The following is a 21,861-nucleotide window of genomic DNA, read 5'->3' as shown; positions in this document are numbered from 1 at the left end:
AATATGATTATTTTTAGATTTTAATGAGATACCAAAAAATGGAGAAGATAAATTAATTAGCTTAGGTAATCCTTCTATAAGTATGCAGCATAGATTTTGAGCTAAACACGGATCCTTGTATGTAGGTAAAATACAGGGATTTTTTCGGCTAAAATTTTGAAAAAATTAAGCCAGCATTCAATTTTAAAATATCACTAAAAAATGAATAAAAAACTCTAATTTGGTTTGACCAAAGAAAAAGATACCCATATGATAATTACGTTACAGCAAAATCTGTAATCGGGCGTGGAAACCCGCATCTCAACGTACTAAAGAGTCACTTCTAGTGGCTCTTTTGTGTCTGCATGGCAATGCTTTATGGCAGGCCAAGTAGGGCAGTCTATGACTGGCCGTTTCGTTGAGCGGTATTTCCACCCCTATTTGGTTTGCCACCATCTCGTGGAAAAGATGTTGGCAAATTTCACATTGATCAACGAGATTACAATATGAAAAATATCATCTTAAAAGTACCCATTTCTCTTAAGCTTCTTTTGTTAGCGCTGACTGGATATTGACGGTCATTTAATTCACAGCTTTAACCAAATCGAACTATATACATTTTCAAATTTCGTACTTGAGCGAAAGTAGGAAAGTGTTGCCTGGAGAAAATAAGAAATGGGTTCTACACGACTATTGACCAATATTATTCAGCGTAAAGTCATGTTGCCAGAAGAAATGTCACCTTCAATGCAGCGTGACAATTTTGAAGTTGCACTGACTGATTTTGAAAAGCATCCAATCATCAAATGTCTATTTAAAGCGGATAACCAGCGTTCTACGGAATGTTGGAGCGTGCAAGAAATTGCAAACTTTATTGAGGATTGCACAGAAGATCAAAACATCAATTTATGCATTTTGTATTGGAAAGATATACACGGCAATATTTACATTATTGATGGGGCACATCGTCTTTCCTGTATTTATGCATGGATCAATAGATATTTTGCGGATGAGCAAGTCCCTCAAGCACCTAATTTCAATGATCAACAAAAACAAGATATTCGTTACCTCCGCAATTATTTAGGAGATCTTGCTGATTTTCAAAAAATTTGTACTGATGCCGAATTCGCAGAAAAAAAATCGAAATTAGGCGATATTAAAATCAGTTTCAGGCAGGTACTGGGAACTCCGGAAGATGCGCGACGGGTATTTCAATCGATTAACTCAGATACTAAACGTCTAGATAAATATGAGGAATATCATCTCAGAAGTCGCGGGAGTGACGCCTATTATGCGATCTATGCCTGTTGTTATATCAATGACAATAAATCTAACTTGGAAGAGCTCCAATATACACGTTTAAATGAGCTGATTGAGTTAGGGGAGAGGATCCACCAGCTCCTTTTTTCGACCATTTTATTAGACAATGAAATGAGTCATGGCAAAAAAATTGGCTTGGTCAATGAGTTGATGAATATCATTGCTGGTGATCAGATTCATAATATTATGAGTCTGAATCAGGGGGAACGCGTTGAAAACCTGATGTCGCATCTGTTGACCATTCTTTGCAGAATAGCGACGCCTGTAAAAAATACTGGGGTTCCGAGTTTGGGCTTTCATCCATACTTATATTTTTATAAGGACCAGCGTTTTCAGATTACTTCTTTTCTTGCATGGTTTTCAATTGTGTATGAAATTCATGAAAGCCTCATGCAGATTCATCATCGAACGATTAGTTTCAAAGACTTCACCCGGGTACGCCGTAGTATTGAGTTCTTGATTGCTAATTTCCCCGTGGCGACCACTGAAACGGTCGGCAAGTTCGGCAGTGGTATCAAGGGCTATGATCGGCTACAAATTGTCTATAAAGCCTTTATTTGCTTAAGCTTGGAAATGGAAGTTGATTTTGATGATGAGGAATGCCTGAATACCTTTATTCTGTCCATGTCTAAGGCCTTCAAGTACATAAACTTTAACGAGTTTTATGTCGAAAGATTTTTGGGTGGTTATGATGATGCAGTCGTCAAGCATGTGGTGGGATATGTGGAGTCGATTAGTCCAATTTCTCGGTCAAAGCCCAAGGCCTTTTCGGCATTAACCAAGAGTCTGCTTAAGCACAATTTTCTGGTGGGTAATCATAACTTTTGCCTCATTTGTGATGGATTGATCTATCTTGATTCTACTGAATCGGATCATCGGATTGCCAAAGCCGTAGGTGGGCAAGGCGTTCTAGAGAATGGTCTGCTGGTTCATCCCATCTGTAATAGAATGAAATCAGATCTGAGTCTGGAAGAGATTAGAGCGGATTTGTTTGGTGAATTACTGTATTAATCAACAGAGCGATGAGCTCATTTTTGCAGATGTATCAATGATTAATCACATGATTTAACTTTTTGATACATTCAGCCAATGTGGTTATTTTTAATTCAGTCCAGAATCACAACCAGAAACTAGCAGTAGTTTCTGAATGACCGTCAAGGTCCTTAGTTTCGCCCATAGATTCCCTCTGTGGGCTTTTTTTTGATCAAAAATTGTATAGATACTCTAAAATAAACCTTTTAGCATTTCATAAGCAATTAGGATTAAGGCTGAGACCATCAGCACAACAAAAATGAGTTCCACTCTAGTTAACATCTTAGTTCCATTTACTTTTCACTTAATTTATATAGCAGTTAACTCGTAGCATCAATGAAATAACATGACATGGAAAATAATCAAAAAGACAGAATTTGGATTTTGATCAGATCTGCTGTTTACATGCTTCTACAGCAGCTTTGAATGTTTCACTTAACCTTTAAACTTTTCTTAAAACTAAATATATTTACATATACATTCTAAAATTTGATAGAATTTATTAAAACTTTAGATTCTAAGTGTAAATAATGAGAAGCGCTAATATTCGACGTGATGGCTACTTAAAATTTCTGAATACATGGCAAGACCGTGATGTCATTAAAGTACTTTCAGGTGTGCGTCGCTCTGGAAAATCCACCTTATTGGCGATGTTTCAACAAGACCTAAAAGCACAGGGTGTACAAGCCGAAAACATCATTGCCATCAACTTCGAATTTATGGAATTTGAAGAACTCACCGATTACCGTAAACTACATGATTATGTATTGTCCAAAGTTGATAAAAGTAAAAAAAACTATGTTTTTTTAGATGAAATACAACATGTTACAAATTTTGAGAAAGTAGTCGACTCTTTATATGTTCGGGATTATATCGATTTATATATTACAGGCTCAAATGCATTCTTTCTGAGTGGAGAACTTGCGACGTTACTCACAGGACGCTATATCGAGCAACATGTTTTACCCTTGTCATTCCAAGAGTTTAAACAGTGGCATATTGAAAATAATCCGATCATCCAACAATTATCCAATCGTGATTTGTATGCCATGTACACGCACAGTAGTTTCCCCTATACGCTTGCCATGACTAGTCAGCAGGAAACCTATGATTACTTGCAAGCGGTCTATGCCAGTGTAATGTTTAAAGATGTTATTCCTCGTTTGAATACTGCTGATATTAACTCTCTCGAGCGTGTCGCAAGATATTTAGCAAGCGTGACAGGCTCACCCATTTCCATCAATAAAATTAAAAATACCTTTGTTTCAAGTGGGGTTAAAATCTCATTTGAAACAGTAAAACGCTATACTCAGGGCTTACAGGACAGTTTGTTATTTTATAGTGCCGCACAATTTAAAGTACGCGGGCGTGAGTTATTACAATCCTCTGAAAAATACTATTTAGTTGATGTCGGATTGCGCCGGATTATGTTGCCTGATGCTAATGCTGATCAAGGTCATATCTTAGAAAATGTGATTTATCTTGAGCTTGTCAGACGAGGTTATACGGTCTATGTAGGGCGGGTTGATGAATATGAAATTGATTTTGTTGCTGTCGATACTTTACAGAATTTAACTTATTATCAGGTGGCATTAGAAACGCTCAATGAGGAGACACTCAGCCGAGAGTTACGTCCATTACAGAAAATTTCTGATTCGTATCCCAAATATTTACTTACCTTAGACACGATAGGGACTGAAGCAAATTATAATGGTATTGTAAAAATGAGTGCTCTCGATTGGTTGCTATCTGAAAATAAGTAAAGTTGAGGGTAGACATGGATAATCTTATTTATTAATTAAAAATCAAAGACTTTTCAGCATCATTCAAGAATGTATTCAAGCATAATTTCTGCTCCAATTGTGATGGATCGATTTACCTCGATTCGATTGAGTCAGACTATCATGATTGATCCAGAGTCGCTTACTGAAAGTAGCGAGAATTGCGCTGGAGTTTCTGAAGGATATTAATTCCTTAGTTTGCCCATTCATCCGTGTGGGCATTTTTTTTGATTAAAATACAATGCTGTTCTTGCTAAAAAATGACGGCACCCACCATAAAACACAATATTCCAAAAATAATCCAAGGCCAGATCTTTGTCTTCGGTTGTTCTAAATTCTGAGGATTATATTCCGTGTGTTCTAGCGATGTCGGTTGTGGAACACGGGTCTTTTTAGAGTAAGGCTGGTGTTTAGAGTAAGATAGTCCCGTACCTGGAATGCCGACACTGGTTCGCGTACCTTTTTTTCCAATATTTAGAGAAGCACCAGGTTTGCCAATGCTGGCACTGCTGATGCCTTTATGGGTCAGATTAATTTTAAAACCCGGGAATAATTTAATACTTTTACGAAATCTAAAACCCATATTGCTCTCATTCTAAAACTTAGCTCAATTCACGCACTATACCAGGATCCATGATCTGCTAGAGATCGTACTTTGACGGCTATCATCAGGATACTAATATATTTTTTATCTGGTGATTGCAATACTACCTTAAAATACCGTCAAAAATCTTTACTGTATATTTGCTGTAGGGTAATCTTAAAACTACTATTTATTGACTGATTGGTATATGACGACAGATAAGCATGAAGTCCTTCTCAGAATGAGAGCCATTGAACTCCTTGCATACTGGGAAGGTCGTTTGGTTACCAATCGTTTGATGAGTTGGTTTGGATTGAGTCGACAGCAGGCTTCTGCGGATATCAAGCGTTACAATACGCTTTACAACCCCGATGCCTTGATTCATGATCCATCGGTAAAAGGCTATGTGCCTAAAGCCAGTTTTCAACCGGTACTGACTACAGCGCATATCAATGAATATCTCAACATGCTGTCAGGTTTGGTCAGTGAATCGCATGCGCTGATTGCGATGCCAGAACCGAATCTTACAGCAGTTCAATTACCTGATCGCAGTGTACGTCCTGAAGTGATTCGGGAAGTTTTGCGTGCCTGCCGAAACCAAAACACTTTAAAAATGATTTATGCCTCGATGCAGAATCCGCAGTGGCATGAACGCATCATTTCCCCACACACCCTGGTGTATACCGGTTTTCGCTGGCATGTCCGTGCCTATTGCCATCAGAGCAAGCAGTTTAAGGACTTTTTACTCTCCAGAATTGATCGCACACCTGTTGTGGTGGCGATTGAGTCAGTAGACCCTGCTCAGGATCAGCAATGGCATGAAGAAATTGTACTGACGCTGATCCCTAATCCAAAATTGAACTCATCACAACAAGCGCTGGTCGAAAAAGACTTCGGCATGCCTGATGGCAGATTACAGATTCCGGTGAAAAAAGCCCTGGCTCACTATACTTTGCAGCGATATCAGGCCGCGATCACGCTGGCTGAGGCGGATGATGCCTTGAAATATCCCTTGGTACTACAACGCTCAGATATCGAAAAGCTGTCGTCTTACCTGTTTGATCAAGCTTCATAGGAGATTGGCTATGTTAGAACAATTTCATTATGACAGTGACCTAATTGGTGGCTCACTGATGGTACGTGAAAGCCGGCTGATCGCGGATCTGTTATTACGAGAGGCGACTCCAGAACAATGGTATCAGGCAATTCAGATTGACAATATTCTGCAAAAAAGAACGCCTGCTTCAGCTCAACGCAATGCCACCGCTATTCGTAAGCGTCTGGAGCGCTTAGAGCCTGATTTCTGGAAAGCTTTGCGTGATGGGGATGATGAGCTGGCGACCCAGGTGGCTTTTTGTGGCGCACTGGAACGCAACCTGTTGCTGCTTGAGTTTATGGAAACGGTGATGAGAGAGGCTTATATCTCCCAGGCTCAATACCTGGATAGTTATATCTGGTTAGACTTTCTGGATGAGCGTTCACAACGCGATCCGGATATCTGTGAATGGAAAGAGTCCAGCAAGAAAAAAATGGGGCAGGTGGTGTTTCGCATGCTGGCAGAAGCCGGTTACTTAAAAAGTACCCGTAAGCTGGAGTTGCAGCGTGTGATCGTCAGAGCAGAGCTGCGTAGCCTGTTGGAAGAACATTATAAACAACGCATTAAAAGATCTATGGAAGTGTCGCTATGGACGCGGTAGTTGTAGAGGGGCAGCAATGAGTCAAGCAATACATGAGCGTCTGAATCAGATTCCAGAGCGAATTCTTTCCACCGAGTTTCTCACCGGGCAAGGACTGGGCAATGAAATTGGCTTCTGGATTTTTGATTATGCACCTGAAGATGAGTTGAAAGTGCGCGAATATCTGCATTTTCTAGACGGGATGCTGGAGAAAAAACACAGTCAGCTGAAGGTGGTGAATATCAACCTGCTGCAAGCCGTGGTGGATTATCTGGCTGAGCGTAACTTCATCGATAAAGCCATTCAAATGCAAAAAGCCAAAGGCGATGATGCGCTGCTCAAAGCGCTGAAAGGCCCACTGCATATGGATAAGTTCGCGCCCTATCTGGTGAGTAAATATGCCACCAATGCGCAAGATATTGTGTTGATGACTGGGGTAGGGTCGGTTTGGCCACTGTTACGTGCCCATCACTTATTAAACAGTTTGCATTCGTTACTGGGGCATAAGCCAGTGGTGCTGTTTTACCCAGGTTATTACGACGGTCAAGCGATGAGTTTATTTGGAAAAATTCCAAGCAATAATTACTACAGAGCATTCAGATTAGTGCCTTAAACACGGCAAATAGAAATAAAAATTCGGGGGAGTTGGTTGAGATGAACATTAAAGAACTTTTTTACAAGCCATTAGATCGTGCGATTAACGGGGTCGTAAAAGCAGACCAGAATGACAATACCACGGTTTATCAGGAACTCGATGAGTATGTGGTCACCAATGAACTGGAAAAGCATTTTCGGGACTTTTTCCAGTCTTATGGCACAGACCTAAGCGATCCTTCGATTGCCAATCGTGTTGGCGTATGGATTTCGGGCTTCTTTGGTTCAGGTAAATCACACTTCCTGAAAACCTTGTCCTATATTCTGGCCAATAAAGTGGCACGCGATGCGGAAGGTAACGAACGCAGTGCTGCAGAATTCTTTGATGAAAACAAAATCCGCGATGCATTTATCCGTGCCGATATTAGCAAGGCCGTCAGCCATCATGCCGATGTCATCCTGTTTAACATCGACAGTAAAGCCAGCTCCAATGATGATGGCAATCCGATCCTGAATGTGTTTTTACGTGTATTTAACGAGTATCAGGGTTTTAGTGCTGACCATCCACATATTGCCCATATGGAACGTCACCTGAGCCAGAAAGGTGTCTACGAACGCTTTAAACAGGCGTTTGAGGAATCCAGCGGCATGTCCTGGCTAGAGGAGCGTGACGGCTATCAGTTCTATCAGGATGATGTCGAAACCGCGATTTCCCAAGCCCTCAACCTATCCGCTGAAGCTGCACACAAGTGGTTTGAGGATTCTGAGCAGACCTTTAGTGTTTCGGTCGAAAACTTCTGTCAGTGGGTGAAAGAATACCTGGACAGCAAAGGACCCCAGCAACGCATGTTGTTCTTGGTCGATGAAGTGGGGCAGTTTATTGGCAGCGATACCCGCTTGATGCTGACACTGCAAACCATTACTGAAAACCTGGGTACGATCTGTAAAGGCCGCGCTTGGATTATCGTCACCTCACAGGCAGACATCGACGCGGTTCTAGGTGAGATGTCTTCTTCCAAAGCCAATGACTTCTCCAAGATTGCTGGACGTTTTAAAACCCGGTTATCGCTGTCCAGTTCCAATACCGATGAAGTTATTCAAAAACGTTTATTACGTAAAACTCCAGAAGCTGAAGCACTGCTCAGATCGGTGTTTGAGCAAAAGGGTGATATTTTAAAAAACCAGATTACCTTTGACCGTTCAGGCCCAACACTCAAGAACTATGAGGGTCCAGACAGCTTTATCCATAACTATCCTTTTGCGCCGTACCATTTCCAGCTGGTGCAAAAAGTTTTTGAAGAAATCCGTAAGGTTGGTGCGACCGGTGCACACTTGGCCTATGGTGAGCGATCTATGCTGGATGCGTTCCAGATGGCAGCGAATGCGATTGCGACAGATGAAGTCGGTGCCCTGGTTCCTTTCCACCGCTTCTATACTTCGGTCGAAGGCTTCCTGGATACAGCAGTGAAGCGTACTATCGACCAGGCAGGGCAGAATAAGACCCTGGATGGTTTTGATGTGCAGATGCTGCGTACCCTGTTTATGATCCGCTATGTCGATATCATCAAAGGTACGCTGGATAACCTGGTGACTTTGTCGATTGAGAAAATTGATGAAGATAAGCTGGCATTGCGCAAGCGGATTGAAGAGAGCCTGCAGCGTCTGGAAAAAGAAAGCCTGATTACCCGCAATGGTGATGAGTTCCTGTTCCTGACCAATGAAGAACGCGATATCACCCGAAAAATTAAAGCCACTGACTTAGCAGCTTCAGAAGAAAATAAAGAGTTAGCCAACCTGATCTTTAAAGATTTACTGCGCGATCAGAACAAATACCGCCATCAAGCCAACAAGATGGACTATCAGATTGGTCGTTTTCTGGATGGTCATAGCCTAGATGGCAAGTATGAGAGCGATTTGAAAGTTGAAATCATTTCTCCGCTGGATACGGAATACAGCCTCTACACAGAAGCTTACTGTATTGGTAAGAGCGCCGAGGCTGAAGGGCAGGTACTGTTTAAACTGGCAGACGATAAACAGTTCTTTAATGAACTGCGCACTTGGCTGAAAACCAATAAATTCATCCGCTTAAATGATGATGGCACTCAGTCCGATATCAGCCGTATCCTTGCAGACCGTGGCCGTGAGAACCAGGAGCGTAAAAAACGCCTGCGTGCCCGGGTCGAAGAAATGTTGCTGGACGCGGAAAGTTATGCCTTGGGTCAACACCTGCAACTTTCATCTTCTAGCCCTTCCACCAAGCTGGATGAGGCTTGTCGTTATTTGCTGGAAAACACTTATACCAAACTGAGCTATCTGCAAGTCTATCAGCAGGATGCCTGGCGTGAACTGAACGCCGTCTTGACTGTCGATGATATGGCGCAGCTTGGATTGTCTCTGGATGGCGGTCAGAGCAATCCCAAAGCCCTACAGGATGTCGAACAATACATCTCGCTGCGTGCAACCGGTACCGAACGTATTCTGGTATCGGATGTGGTGGATCGTTTTGCCAAACGTCCTTATGGCTGGCCAGATGCCGAGATTTTACTGCTGGTAGGTCAGCTGGCGGCAATGGGTCGGATTTCTCTGCAGTTAAATGGTGGCAGCTTACAGTTGAAAGAGGCCTTTGAGCCTTTACAAAACAGCCGTCGTCGCCGTGATGTGTCGATCATTAAAAAACGCCAGACTGATGATCAGGTGTTGAAACAGGCACGCCAACTCACCCAAGACCTATTCTCGGCTATGGGACCAGCGACAGAAAAAGAGCTATTTGAATTCTATACCCAACATTTTAAAAACTGGTTAGCCAACTTTAAGTCGTATAAGAGTAAAACTGATGTTGGGCAGTTCCCGGGCAAGAAAGTGATTGAAAAGTCGATTCTGACTTTGGAACGTCTGCTGGCGAATAGCGACAGCTTTGATTTCTTTAAGGCCGTGGTCGAGAACAAGGACGACTATCTGGATCTGGAAGAAGATTATCGTGATATTCATGAGTTCTTCACTAACCAGATGCCGAGCTGGCAACAACTGCAACAGGCCTTACGTCATTTTGAGAAAAACAAACAGGCGTTGGGCAGTGATGAGGTGGCAAAAAAAGCCCTGTCTGAATTACATCGTATTGCCACTCTTGAATCGCCCTATGGCCTGTTAAATAAAGTGGCTGATTTGGTTCGCACAGTGGAAGGCGTCAATGAGCAATTGCTGACTGAGAAGCGCAATCAAGCGATAGAACACCTTGATGACAAGATCAAGCAGTTAGAAGCTGAGATCAAAAACAGTGGCATCGCTAGCGCTGAGCTGAGTAACAAGCTATTACGCCCACTACAACTGCTGAAAACGGATATTGAAGTGGAAAGCAGCCTGTCCACCATCTATATGCTGCAAACCCAAACCGCCGTCGAGCGTTTTGATGAAGCCTTGTATGAGTTGGAAAGCGAAGTTCAGGCGGAAATCCAGCGTCAGGCCAAAGCGGCACAACTGGCTCAGAGCAAAGCCGAGAGTGTAACCAACACTGCAACCACCTCCAGCCCAGTTACATCAACACCTGCTGTGAGTCCGGTACAGCCTGCGACAGCCGTAGTGCCACCGAAACCAGTGGTAGAAGTTGATGTTGCTAGCATTTACAGCAAAACCTCCAGCAGTGTCTATCTGGAAACAGAAGAATCAGTGGATCAGTTTGTAGACGCACTCAAAGCTGAACTGAAAAAAATCGTGAGTGATAAAAAGCGTGTGCGTATCCGCTAACTCGGGTTAGGGATATCGGCATCAGTCATTAATTAAAGGTTTAAAGATGAATACCAGTCATATTAAAAAATACGCACCGCAAGCACGAAATGATTTTATCGCAGCGATGCGCAAGCAAGCCGCCAAATATGGCATCACCGCAGACAGCATTTTACCTGCAGAACAGAAAGGCGACTTGCTGCTGATTGGCGATCAGGTTTTTCCGCTATCAGTCATGAAACCACGTGAGAAGCTGATCAAACGTATTCAAACCAGCAGTTTTGAGCAGACGATTGATTATATCGCTTACAGCTGGTTTAACCGTCTCTGTGCGATTCGCTACATGGAATGCAAAGGCTTACTGGATCATGGCCGTCGTGTACTCAGTAGTGCCGATGGTAGTGCAGGCTTGCCACAGATTTTGGAAGAATGTCTGGATATTGACCTACCAGGTTTAGATGCCAGCCGTGTGGCTGAACTGAAGCTGGATGGCAATAAAGACGAAGAGCTGTATCGGGAACTGTTACTGGCTCAGTGTCATGCGTTGAATCAGGTCATGCCACTCCTGTTCGAACAGGTGTCTGATGAATCTGAACTGTTATTACCGGATAACCTGACCAAAACCGACTCCTTGATTCGTGATCTGGTCAGCAGCATTCCAGAAGAAGACTGGTCGGATGTGCAGATTATTGGCTGGCTGTATCAGTTCTATATTTCTGAAAAGAAAGATCAGGTGATTGGTAAAGTCGTCAAGAGTGAAGATATTCCTGCAGCGACGCAACTCTTCACCCCAAACTGGATTGTAAAATATTTGGTGCAAAACAGTGTCGGTCGTTTATGGATGATGGCACAGCCTGATAGTACGCTTGCTAGTGAGTGGGAATATTACATTCAACCAGCCGAACAGACGGATGAGGTCAATGCACAATTAAAACAATTGATTGATGTGCGGATCAGTGAAGATGGCGATACTTTAAACCCTGAAAGCATTACGGTACTGGATCCTGCCTGTGGTTCGGGGCATATTCTGGTGGAAGCCTATGATTGCTTAAAAGCGATTTATTTAGAACGTGGCTACCGAAGCCGAGATATTCCACGTTTGATTCTAGAAAATAACCTGTACGGGATTGATATTGATACCCGTGCGGCACAGTTGGCGAGTTTTGCGCTATTGATGAAAGCACGTGAGGATGACCGCCGTTTATTTAGCCATCCACCAAAGCTGAATATTATTGCGCTACAGGATAGTCAGCCAGAACGTTTGGATGCATTCAGTCAGGACTTGGCAAGTACTGGTATTGCTCAGACAGATTTAAAAGAACTGTTGGACTTGTTTGAACATGCCTCAACCTTTGGTTCTTTGATTCAAATCCCTGTAGCATTTGCTAAAAAATTGCCTAATTTAGAAACCAAGCTGAATACAGCATCAGAGTCTGGTGATATTTTTAGTCAGCAGTCAGCACAAGAGCTGTTACCTTTAGTCCAGCAAGCTAAATTACTGGCTAAACAATATGATGCTGTGATTGCTAACCCACCGTATATGGGCGGTAAGGGGATGAATACAGCACTTAAAGATTTTGCCAAAAAGCAATTCCCAGACAGCAAGTCAGATATGTTTGCAATGTTTATAGAGCGTTGCCAAGCCCTTTCTAAAATATCGGGGGAAACAGCATTTGTAACACCTTATGTGTGGATGTTTATTTCATCCTATGAGCAAATGCGTAGCAAACTGGTGACAGATGCGACAATACAATCACTCATTCAACTTGAATACAATGCCTTTGAACCAGCGTGTGTCCCTGTATGTGCTTTCATTGTAGGAAAAGCACATGTACCAGATTTTGTTGGTAGTTATATTAAATTATCTGAATTTAAAGGACATGAAAATCAAGCACCAAAAACTATAGAAGCCATTAATAATCCTGATTGCAGTTGGTTTTTTAACACTAAACCAGATGATTTTAAGAAAGTTCCAGGTAGTCCTATTGCTTATTGGTTGACGAATAAAGAGTTAGCAATTTTTAAAAATGTAATAACTGATGAGTATTTTAGTAAGATTACCGAGGGACTTAAAACAGGAGATAATAATAGATTCCTTAGATTTTGGGCGGAAGTCCCGATTGAAAGTCAGAAATGGATTAAATACCATAAAGGTGGCGAATATAGAAGATGGTATGGTAATTTAGAACATGTAGTTGACTGGTCGAATAATGGAGAGACAATTAAGAGCAATAAAAATTCAGGTTTACAAGGTAAGGAATTTTATTTTAAACCTGGAATAGCTTGGACTAAGGTTTCTAGTTCATTTTTTGGTGTTAGATTATTACCAGATAATGTAATATTTGATTCTATTAGTCCATCGATTTTTATGAAAGATTCTAAAAACATTCCTGTCGCATTAGGGTTCTTGACATCAAAAATTGCTCAAAAAATTATTAATATTTTGAATCCGACAATGGTTTATCAAGTGGGTAATGTAAAAAGTTTATTTAAAATAATCGATTTAAATTCGATTGATCGCACTGTTATAATAATAGCTCAAGAATTAATAAGAATACATAAAGAAGATTGGGATTTATATGAAAGATCTTGGGATTTTCAACAGCTTCATTTATTACGTAATGAAATTAAAGAAGGTGATCTTAAAAATACTTATTTATCTTTAAGGAACTATTGGGAAAATATAGTTGAAAAAACAAAACAATTAGAAGAAAAGAATAATCAACTATTTATTGATTATTTTAAACTTACAGATGAAATAACTAATGAAATTCAGGCGAATGAAATTACATTAACATGTAATCCAGATTATAGATTTGGCCTAGAAGTGCCGCATAATAAGAGAGAAGAAAGAATAAGGTACGACACTCTTACTGAATTAATTAGCTATATAGTTGGCTGTATGATGGGACGTTATAGCCTGGATGAACCAGGTTTGATCTATGCCCATGCAGGTAATCAAGACTTTGATTCAAGTCGTTATCAAAAATTCCCAGCCGATGCAGACGGTATTATTCCACTGACCGAAATGCATTGGTTTGAAGATGATGCTACGCGCCGTATTCAAGAGTTCCTAACTGCTGTTTGGGGTAAAGACACACTTGATGCCAATATGCAGTGGCTGGCAGAAAGTCTGGGCAAAAAAGCCAATGAAACGGCTGAAGACACCATTCGCCGTTACCTCGCCAGTAAGTTCTATAAAGACCATATGCAGACCTATAAAAAGCGTCCAATCTACTGGTTATTCAGCAGTGGTAAACAGGGGGCTTTCCAGGCGTTGGTGTACTTGCATCGTTATAACGAAAGTACCTTGGCACGTATGCGTACCGAATACGTCATGCCGCTGGTTTCCAAAATGGCTGCCTATGCCAACTCGTTGGAAACTGCTAAAGAAAACAGTGACTCTGCGGCTGAAATCAAACGTATCGAGAAAAAACTGCAAGACTTGCATAAGCAACAGGCTGAACTGAGTAGCTTTGAAGAAAAATTACGTCACTATGCCGATCAGCGTATTACGTTAGATCTGGATGATGGGGTGAAAGTAAACTACGGCAAGTTTGGGGACTTGTTGGCTGAAGTGAAAGCTGTGACGGGGGAGAAATGATGAATACTTTTTCTCCGGTACTAGACCTTGATGAGGTCGTTGCATGAATTTAAGTCAACTACAACAAGGTCTGGAACAAGCCTTTTATATTGAACAGCACCGGATTGTCTTCTGGTACGATGCGGAACAGTCCTTCAGCGAAGAAGTAAAAGCTTTAAATCTGGGGGATGTCCAGATTCTGAATATGGCAGAAGAGTCGAGTCTGGCGATCAAGCTCAAACTGGAACTGCAAGATCAGCAGGGTAAATACTTGCTGTATTTCCCTAGCCCTGAGCCTGAAACCGAAAAAGACTGGTTACTGGACATCAAGCTGTATTCACGCAGCTTCTATGCCGATCGTTTCTCGATTATCTTCAATGAGCTGGGTTTACAGCAGCAGAGTCTAAGAGAACATCTGGCCAAACGTGAAGAATTCCTTAAAGCCAAAGCCCGTCTGAGCGCGTTAAGACGCTATATCCAGCCTGAGGCCGATGCCCAGGATCTGGACATGGCCATGATTGCAGCTGTGGTCAAGGCCGACAGTGCCGAGCTGATGCATATTGTCCTGGCGTTGGCAGATGAAATGGTACAGCAGAACCTGGCTCTGGAAGTGAATCCAGACTCCTTTGCTGAACTGGAAAAATTCCAACTGGTGCCAGCTTTAGTCACCGCATTACAGGCGGAAATTGGTTATCCAGCATCGGTTGAAGAATTGAATGGGGAAGCATCATTCAAGCTCGGTACGTTTTTTATCCGTTTAATGACCACGGGTTTCTGTGAAAGCCTAGGCGATATACCGCTATGGGCTCAAGAACTGGTGATGTCATCTGTCAGTTCACGTGCGACGGCTAGAGCCTTTTTGTCGCGCTGGAGAGACAGTTCTAAATATTACCCAACCTTCGATACGCTTTCCCAGACCGTGGCGAATGCACTGCGGATTCAGGAGAAGGTCGGGGCCTTTGATCTGGAGCAGCTGCTCGATGTCATGACCTTTGAAGTGATTGAACAAAAGATCATTGTCGATCTGGCCAGTCATATCCCTGCAGCAACCAAAGCTGAACTGGAACATTTCAGAACGATTATTTCTACCCGTCTGGATGGCTATTGGGCTTCCAAACATAAGGATGATGCAACCCGCCGTAAATACCGCACTGTCTATACAGCGTTGCAGGCAGCGATTGAGCTGTTCAGTCTGCGACTGCAGTTTGATTCTGGGTTCTATTTCGACTCCAGTGAAGCCTTGTATAAAGCCTACGAGCAGGAGTTGTATCGCTTTGATCTGGCCTATCGCCACTACAGTGCTGCTTCTCAACGCGCTCATGTCGATATCCTGAAAAAACTCGATGAAGAAGTCGAAAATTGCTATTCCTACTGGTTTATTGACCACTTGGCACGCAACTGGGGCGAGCGTGTAGAAGCTGAGCAACGCTTGAATGTCTGGAAAGTGGCAGATATCCCAAATCAGCAGAACTTCTACGATACTCACGTCAGACCCTTACTCAATTCTGCAACGAAACGCCGTATTGTGGTGATCATCAGTGATGCTTTCCGCTATGAAGCTGCGGTAGAGCTGCGCGATCGTATCAATGAAAAGCGTTATTCCGAAGCGACCTTGTCTTCACAGCTGGGCGTTGTCCCAAGTTACACCACACTTGGCATGGCTTCGTTGTTGCCGCATCAGACTTTGGAGTACAAAGAGGCCGCAGGGGATGATGTTTTAGTAGATGGACAGTCCAGCAAAGGAACTGCTGCACGATCCAAAATTCTGGCTGCCTATAATGGATTGGCAGTAACCGCTGAAACGGTAAAAGGCTGGTCGCGTGATGAAGGCCGTGAAGCACTCAAAGACCATGATCTGATTTACGTTTATCACAACGTGATTGATGCTCGGGGAGACAGTGCCTCTACAGAATCTGAGACCTTTATGGCGGTGGAACATGCTATTGAAGAGCTGACTGAACTCAGCCGTAAAATTTTAATGCACTTCAATATTTCCACCCTGTTGATTACAGCCGACCATGGCTTCTTGTTCCAGCAAAGTAAACTGGAATCTGCGGATCGTTCAAGCTTGACTGAAAAACCGACCAATGCATTGAAGAGCAAGAAACGCTATGTGATTGGGCATGGTTTGCCAGAGAGTAAGGAAGCCTGGAAAGGCTCAACCCAAGCTACGGCAGGCACATTATCTGCGACTGATTTTTGGATTCCAAAAGGGGCGAACCGTTTCCATTTTGTAGGAGGCTCACGTTTCGTGCATGGTGGCATCATGCCTCAGGAAATTGTGGTGCCGGTACTGACGGTAAAACAGCTACGTGGTGAAAAGGCTGGACAGCGGACCAAGCGTAAAGTTGAGGTCATTTCTACTAAATCCACGCTGAAGATGGTCAATAACATCCAGAAGTTTGATTTGATGCAAACCGAAGCTGTCAGTGAGCTGGTTATGCCAGTAACCCTATCGATTGCCATTTATGATGGGGATGTCAAAGTTTCCAGTGAAGAAACTCTGACCTTTGATAGCAGTACCGACTCTGTTGCGGAACGGGTAAAACAGGTCAGGCTGTCATTGTCCGGTACTGATTTTGACCGTAAGAAAGATTACTTCCTGGTACTGAAGGACAAAGACCTGAATATCGAAATGCAGCGCTATAAGGTCACCATTGATCTGGCATTTACCGATGACTTCTTCTGATAACGAATTAACGATAGAGCGTAGCCTACATGGAATCTGCTAACGATAAAGAACTGGATCAGCTGCTGAATGAACACTTTGCTGGGCGGGTGGTACGTAAGGATCTGACTAAACTGATCAAAGAAGGGGCCAATGTCCCGGTCTATGTACTCGAATACCTGCTGGGGATGTACTGTGCCTCGGATGATCCAGAGATCATTGAACAGGGACTACGTAACGTAAAGACCGTACTGGCAGAGAACTATGTACGACCTGATGAAGCTGAGAAGGTGAAATCCCTGGTCCGTGAACGTGGCAGTTATAAGGTCATTGATCGGGTGACTGTAAAGCTGAATGAGCGTAAAGACAAATACGAAGCATCATTTAGTAATCTGGGCATCAAAGATGCCGAAATCTCGGCAGGCATCGTCAAAGAGTATGAAAAATTACTTGTTGGTGGTATCTGGGTCATTGCTACGCTCAGTTATTATTTTGAAGAAGGACAGACCAGTTCTCCATTTGGGGTGAGTTTACTCAAGCCGATTCAAATGCCGAATATGAATATGGATGAACTCTTCAGTGGCAGAGCAGCATTAAGCACTGATCAGTGGCGCGAGAGTTTAATCCGTTCGATCGGCATGGAACCGGCTTCGTTAAAAGAGGACGTGCAATGGCACATATTAGCGCGTATGGTTCCGTTCGTTGAAAATAACTATAACGTCTGTGAACTGGGACCACGCGGTACCGGTAAAAGCCATATTTACAAAGAGTGTTCACCGAACAGTATTTTAGTCTCCGGTGGACAAACGACTGTCGCCAATCTGTTCTATAACATGAGTAGCCGCCGTATTGGTCTGGTGGGGTTGTGGGATGTGGTAGCCTTTGATGAAGTTGCCGGTATTTCCTTTAAGGACAAAGATGGCGTACAGATCATGAAAGACTACATGGCCTCAGGATCTTTTGCCCGTGGTCGTGAACAGATGGAAGCCTCTGCTTCAATGGTTTTTGTGGGTAATATTAACCAAAGTGTTGAATCTTTGGTGAAGACTAGCCACTTATTGGCTCCGTTTCCTGAAGCTATGATCGATTCAGCATTCTTTGATCGCTTTCATGCCTATATCCCAGGTTGGGAAATTCCGAAAATGCGCCCGGAATTCTTTACCAACCGTTATGGCCTGATTGTTGATTATCTGGCTGAATTCTTCCGGGAAATGCGCAAGCGCAGTTTTGCGGATGCCATTGAGAAGTACTTCAAGCTAGGGAATAACCTGAATCAGCGTGATGTGATCGCCGTTCGCAAGACGGTTTCTGGATTGATGAAGCTGCTTTACCCACACGGTCAGTTTAATAAAGAAGATGTACGGCAATGCCTGGAATATGCACTGCAGGTGCGCCGTCGGGTCAAAGAACAGCTGAAGAAAATTGGAGGGATGGAATTCTATGATGTGCATTTTAGCTATATCGACAATGACACTCTAGAAGAGCATTTTGTTTCGGTAAAAGAGCAGGGTGGAGGTGGACTTATTCCCGAAGGTCCTGCTAAACCAGGCTTCCTGTATACCATTGGCCTCAGTAATAAGGGCATGCCAGGCTTATACCGCTTAGAACTGCAAGTCACTAAAGGTTCAGGAAAATTGGCGACATCTGGCTTATGGAATTCAAGTAGTGCCAAAGAACAGGTCAAGATTGCTTTTGATTACTTCAAAGCCAATGCATCCCGGATCTCGGGGGGGAGTAAGGTGCTGGAACATGATTTCCATTTACATGTGGTGGAATTACAGAATACCGGCCCGCTCAGCCATCTTGCTCTGCCAAGTTTAGTGGCTTTCGCTTCTGGCCTCTTAGGACGATCGGTTCAAAGTCAGATGGTGGTACTGGGTGATATGAGCTTGGGTGGTTCTGTGACACCGGTGGAAAGTATTGCCGAATGTCTGCAAGTTGCTTTTGATGCGGGTGCCAAGAAGGTTGCTTTGCCAATGAGTAGTGCGGCAGATATCCCAACGATTCCTGTGGAACTGTTTACCAAGTTCCAGACCAGCTTCTATGCAGATCCGGTAGATGCTGTGTTTAAGGGGCTAGGGGTGGATTAATTTCATATCTGTCTGGAAGAGTTACAGTAGATTGTTTTAAATTCAGTTTCTCAAGTTAAACACCATGTTGTAAAAGCATAATACTGCCTCTTTTAAAGAGCTAGTATTTTAGGGGGGGATTACCTAGCAATGGCCGTACATCACGTCTATTGATGAACCTCGAATTGATTAAAGCTGGTTATCCACCTTGTGTCATCACAGTTGAAAATCGTTTGGCTTATTATGAAGCTCTTGATCAGTGGATGGCTTACGGAAAAACTGAAGCTTTTATTCAATTGGTTTCGGATGCTGTATTAGAAGGGTTTAAACCTTATCAGGTGGTTTTAGGAATATAGTTATTCTATAGCTATTTATTTAATGATAATAATATTATAACTCTCATGACTTAATGATGACTATGGACTTAAAATTCTTCTAGTAAAGAAACTTATACTTTATCTCTAATTTTCGTAGAACTAATTATTTTAGGTTTTTCCTGCATATGCACTTGATTATACTAGGTTTTCGATATGAATAAGAAAGGCTCATCAATTACCAGAGTTTTAGATATTATTGAGGCTATCTCAACCGCAAAGCATCCTCCTACACCTTTGGACCTTTCTATTGAGCTAGATATTCCAAAACCAAGTATCCATCGTTTACTTCAAACTTTGGAGCAAGAAAAATTCATTAAATTAGATATTTACGGTGGTTATATTGTAGGTGATAGGACTTACAAGTTGCTAATGAGCGCTTGGGAGCAAGAACCTAAAAAAATAGAAAGACTAGCAATTCTGCAAAAACTATCAGATCAAACTAATGAAACTTGTGGAATTGCCATCCTTAATAATAATCAAATGCTTTATATAGATCGAGTACAAGCAAATTGGCCATTACAAGTGTACTTACCTATTGGATCTACCGTACCATTATGGTGTACGTCTAGTGGAAAACTTTTTTTAAGTTTTCAACCGGAAAGTCGAAGAAAAAATATAATAGAACACCTTCCTATTACACAGCTTACTAAAAATACTATTACTGATCCTGTGATGCTTGAAGAAAATTTGAATCATATTTTCTTAAATAAACTTGGAACTGATAATGAAGAGTTTATTTCAGGAATGGTCGCATGCTCTGTTCCCATCCACAAGGGAGATACAATCATTGCATGCTTATATGTCCATGCCCCAACGATACGAAAATCTCTTGATGATTTATTAAGTTTTGAATCGATACTACGTCAGGCTGCGAACGATTTAAGTAAATTGATTAATATTGATTAAAAAAAAGCAAGTCATGATGACTTGCTTTTTGTTCAGCATAAAAACATTAGTTCAGCGTTGGCATTGAGAATTGAGCACCCTCACGAACATTAGCGGTTGGCCAACGTTGTGTAATCGTTTTACGACGGGTGTAAAAACGTGCACCATCTGGACCATAAGCATTTAAATCACCAAATAATGAGCGCTTCCAGCCACCAAAACTATGATAAGCCACAGGGACTGGCAATGGGATATTAATTCCTACCATTCCGACCTTAATATTGTCACTGAAGTAACGAGCTGCTTCCCCATCACGTGTATAAATACAAGTACCATTGCCGTATTCATGATCATCAATCAGATTCATAGCTTCTTGCATGGTTTTTACACGTATAACCTGTAGTACAGGACCGAAAATTTCTTCTTTATAACTAGTCATTTCAGGAGTCACTTGATCGATTAGCGTGGCTCCCACATAGAATCCCTTTTCGTAACCAACTGGAGCTGCATCTCGACCATCAACAACAATCGTTGCACCTTGCTCTTCTGCACTGTTGATATAACCCACAACTTTAGCTTTATGCTGGGCTGTAATCACAGGACCGAAATCATTTTCTTTTTCTGAATATGCCCCATATTTTAACGATGCCATAGCTTCAGAGAGCTTAGAAATCATCAAATCAGCAACATCATCACCTACGGCAACAGCGACTGAAAGAGCCATACAACGCTCACCTGATGAACCAAAAGCAGCACCTAATAAAGAGCTTACTACATTATCAATATCAGCATCAGGCATAACAATCGCATGGTTTTTTGCACCGCCAAGTGCTTGGCATCTTTTCCCAGTAGCAGTTGCTGTCTTATAAATATATTCAGCTATCGGTGTCGAGCCAACGAAGCTTATAGCCTGTACTCGAGAATCTAAAAGTAAGGTATCAACAGCCTCTTTATCTCCATTTACAACATTTAGTACGCCATCAGGTAGACCAGCTTCTTTCAGTAATTGTGCAATATACAAAGTTGATGATGGATCACGCTCAGATGGTTTAAGAACAAAAGTATTTCCACAAACAATTGCCATCGGGAACATCCAAAGTGGAACCATGACTGGGAAATTAAATGGAGTAATACCTGCAACGACACCTAAAGGCTGGAACTCACTCCATGAATCGATACTTGGACCTACGTTTTTACTGAATTCACCTTTTAAAAATTCAGGGGCACTGCAAGCATACTCAACATTTTCAATACCACGCTGTAATTCACCGGCAGCATCATGCACAATTTTTCCGTGTTCTTCGCCAATAAGTTTGCAAATTTTTTCAGCATTTTCCTCAAGCAGTTCTTTGAATTTAAACATGACGCGGGCGCGTTTAATGACAGGAGTATTACGCCATTCAGGAAAAGCAGCTTCGGCAGCAGAAATAGCTTCTTCAACGGTTGCTTTACCTGCTAGCCCTACTTCTTTACTTTGTTCACCTGTTGATGGATTGTAAACAGGCTGCGTTCTTGTATGATTGGTATTCAATACGCCGTTAATAAAATGTCCGATCAATTCCATGTGAATCTGTCCTCTTTATATAAAAAATAA

12 protein-coding genes and 1 pseudogene are annotated in these 21,861 nt (G+C 42.2%); 11 read left to right on the top strand and 2 right to left on the bottom strand.

Translation table 11 applies throughout. From position 1 onward, the window contains the following. Positions 1-654 precede the first annotated feature (654 nt). Together E5Y90_RS16070 and E5Y90_RS16065 are read left to right on the top strand one after the other, a co-directional pair. The gene (locus tag E5Y90_RS16070) at positions 655-2,310 is read left to right on the top strand and encodes an HNH endonuclease signature motif containing protein (RefSeq protein ID WP_016658786.1); all 1,656 of its coding nucleotides are present in this window, start codon (positions 655-657) and stop codon (positions 2,308-2,310) included. Positions 2,311-2,861: 551 nt separating this feature from the next. Further along, positions 2,862-4,094, top strand: a complete 1,233-nt coding sequence (locus tag E5Y90_RS16065) for an ATP-binding protein (RefSeq protein ID WP_174660660.1) — start codon at positions 2,862-2,864, stop codon at positions 4,092-4,094. A gap of 271 nt (positions 4,095-4,365) precedes the next feature. Here the strand turns inward: E5Y90_RS16065 and E5Y90_RS16060 are convergent, their stop codons facing one another. Continuing rightward, positions 4,366-4,695, bottom strand: coding sequence for a DUF4236 domain-containing protein (locus tag E5Y90_RS16060; protein ID WP_000506885.1), 330 nt, complete (start codon positions 4,693-4,695; stop codon positions 4,366-4,368). Between the two features lie 208 nt (positions 4,696-4,903). Here E5Y90_RS16060 and E5Y90_RS16055 point away from each other — a divergent pair, with 208 nt between their 5' ends. The 9 genes and pseudogenes from E5Y90_RS16055 to E5Y90_RS16015 all read left to right on the top strand — a co-directional run bounded on the left by E5Y90_RS16055 (position 4,904) and on the right by E5Y90_RS16015 (position 20,288). Beyond that, a complete protein-coding gene (locus E5Y90_RS16055; RefSeq protein WP_174660659.1) occupies positions 4,904-5,770 on the top strand; it encodes a helix-turn-helix transcriptional regulator in 867 nt (288 codons plus the stop codon). A gap of 10 nt (positions 5,771-5,780) precedes the next feature. Continuing rightward, positions 5,781-6,392, top strand: coding sequence for a DUF1819 family protein (locus E5Y90_RS16050; protein ID WP_174660658.1), 612 nt, complete (start codon positions 5,781-5,783; stop codon positions 6,390-6,392). A gap of 16 nt (positions 6,393-6,408) precedes the next feature. Continuing rightward, on the top strand, positions 6,409-6,984 hold the full coding sequence (locus tag E5Y90_RS16045; RefSeq protein WP_174660657.1) for a DUF1788 domain-containing protein: 576 nt from the start codon (positions 6,409-6,411) through the stop codon (positions 6,982-6,984). A 41-nt stretch (positions 6,985-7,025) separates the two neighbouring features. Further along, a complete protein-coding gene (brxC, locus tag E5Y90_RS16040) occupies positions 7,026-10,706 on the top strand; it encodes a BREX system P-loop protein BrxC (protein WP_174660656.1) in 3,681 nt (1,226 codons plus the stop codon). Between the two features lie 46 nt (positions 10,707-10,752). Further along, positions 10,753-14,289, top strand: a complete 3,537-nt coding sequence (gene pglX, locus E5Y90_RS16035) for a BREX-1 system adenine-specific DNA-methyltransferase PglX (RefSeq protein ID WP_174660655.1) — start codon at positions 10,753-10,755, stop codon at positions 14,287-14,289. 43 nt (positions 14,290-14,332) lie between these two features. Continuing rightward, positions 14,333-16,957, top strand: a complete 2,625-nt coding sequence (pglZ, locus tag E5Y90_RS16030; RefSeq protein WP_174660654.1) for a BREX-1 system phosphatase PglZ type A — start codon at positions 14,333-14,335, stop codon at positions 16,955-16,957. Between the two features lie 29 nt (positions 16,958-16,986). Then, the gene (gene brxL / locus E5Y90_RS16025; RefSeq protein ID WP_174660653.1) at positions 16,987-19,026 is read left to right on the top strand and encodes a protease Lon-related BREX system protein BrxL; all 2,040 of its coding nucleotides are present in this window, start codon (positions 16,987-16,989) and stop codon (positions 19,024-19,026) included. A 119-nt stretch (positions 19,027-19,145) separates the two neighbouring features. Continuing rightward, positions 19,146-19,361: pseudogene (locus tag E5Y90_RS16020) on the top strand (LysR family transcriptional regulator); the annotation flags it as partial. Positions 19,362-19,535: 174 nt separating this feature from the next. Next, positions 19,536-20,288: an IclR family transcriptional regulator gene (locus tag E5Y90_RS16015; protein WP_174660652.1), complete on the top strand. Its 753-nt coding sequence runs from the start codon at positions 19,536-19,538 to the stop codon at positions 20,286-20,288. A 46-nt stretch (positions 20,289-20,334) separates the two neighbouring features. Here E5Y90_RS16015 and E5Y90_RS16010 read toward each other — a convergent pair whose 3' ends face one another. Then, a complete protein-coding gene (locus E5Y90_RS16010; protein ID WP_174660651.1) occupies positions 20,335-21,831 on the bottom strand; it encodes a CoA-acylating methylmalonate-semialdehyde dehydrogenase in 1,497 nt (498 codons plus the stop codon). Positions 21,832-21,861 lie beyond the last annotated feature (30 nt).

It is taken from the genome of Acinetobacter sp. 10FS3-1, assembly GCF_013343215.1.
Classification (GTDB): Bacteria; Pseudomonadota; Gammaproteobacteria; order Pseudomonadales; family Moraxellaceae; genus Acinetobacter; species Acinetobacter lwoffii_C.
This window is presented reverse-complemented; position numbering and strand designations above follow the sequence as displayed.

Coding starts and splice junctions, on each gene's coding strand:
- pglZ (WP_174660654.1), top strand. CDS start 14,333: ATGAATTTAAGTCAACTACAACAAGGTCTGGAACAAGCCTTTTATATT.
- E5Y90_RS16065 (WP_174660660.1), top strand. CDS start 2,862: ATGAGAAGCGCTAATATTCGACGTGATGGCTACTTAAAATTTCTGAAT.
- E5Y90_RS16055 (WP_174660659.1), top strand. CDS start 4,904: ATGACGACAGATAAGCATGAAGTCCTTCTCAGAATGAGAGCCATTGAA.
- E5Y90_RS16045 (WP_174660657.1), top strand. CDS start 6,409: ATGAGTCAAGCAATACATGAGCGTCTGAATCAGATTCCAGAGCGAATT.
- E5Y90_RS16050 (WP_174660658.1), top strand. CDS start 5,781: ATGTTAGAACAATTTCATTATGACAGTGACCTAATTGGTGGCTCACTG.
- brxL (WP_174660653.1), top strand. CDS start 16,987: ATGGAATCTGCTAACGATAAAGAACTGGATCAGCTGCTGAATGAACAC.
- E5Y90_RS16060 (WP_000506885.1), bottom strand. CDS start 4,695: ATGGGTTTTAGATTTCGTAAAAGTATTAAATTATTCCCGGGTTTTAAA.
- E5Y90_RS16015 (WP_174660652.1), top strand. CDS start 19,536: ATGAATAAGAAAGGCTCATCAATTACCAGAGTTTTAGATATTATTGAG.
- pglX (WP_174660655.1), top strand. CDS start 10,753: ATGAATACCAGTCATATTAAAAAATACGCACCGCAAGCACGAAATGAT.
- E5Y90_RS16070 (WP_016658786.1), top strand. CDS start 655: ATGGGTTCTACACGACTATTGACCAATATTATTCAGCGTAAAGTCATG.
- E5Y90_RS16010 (WP_174660651.1), bottom strand. CDS start 21,831: ATGGAATTGATCGGACATTTTATTAACGGCGTATTGAATACCAATCAT.
- brxC (WP_174660656.1), top strand. CDS start 7,026: ATGAACATTAAAGAACTTTTTTACAAGCCATTAGATCGTGCGATTAAC.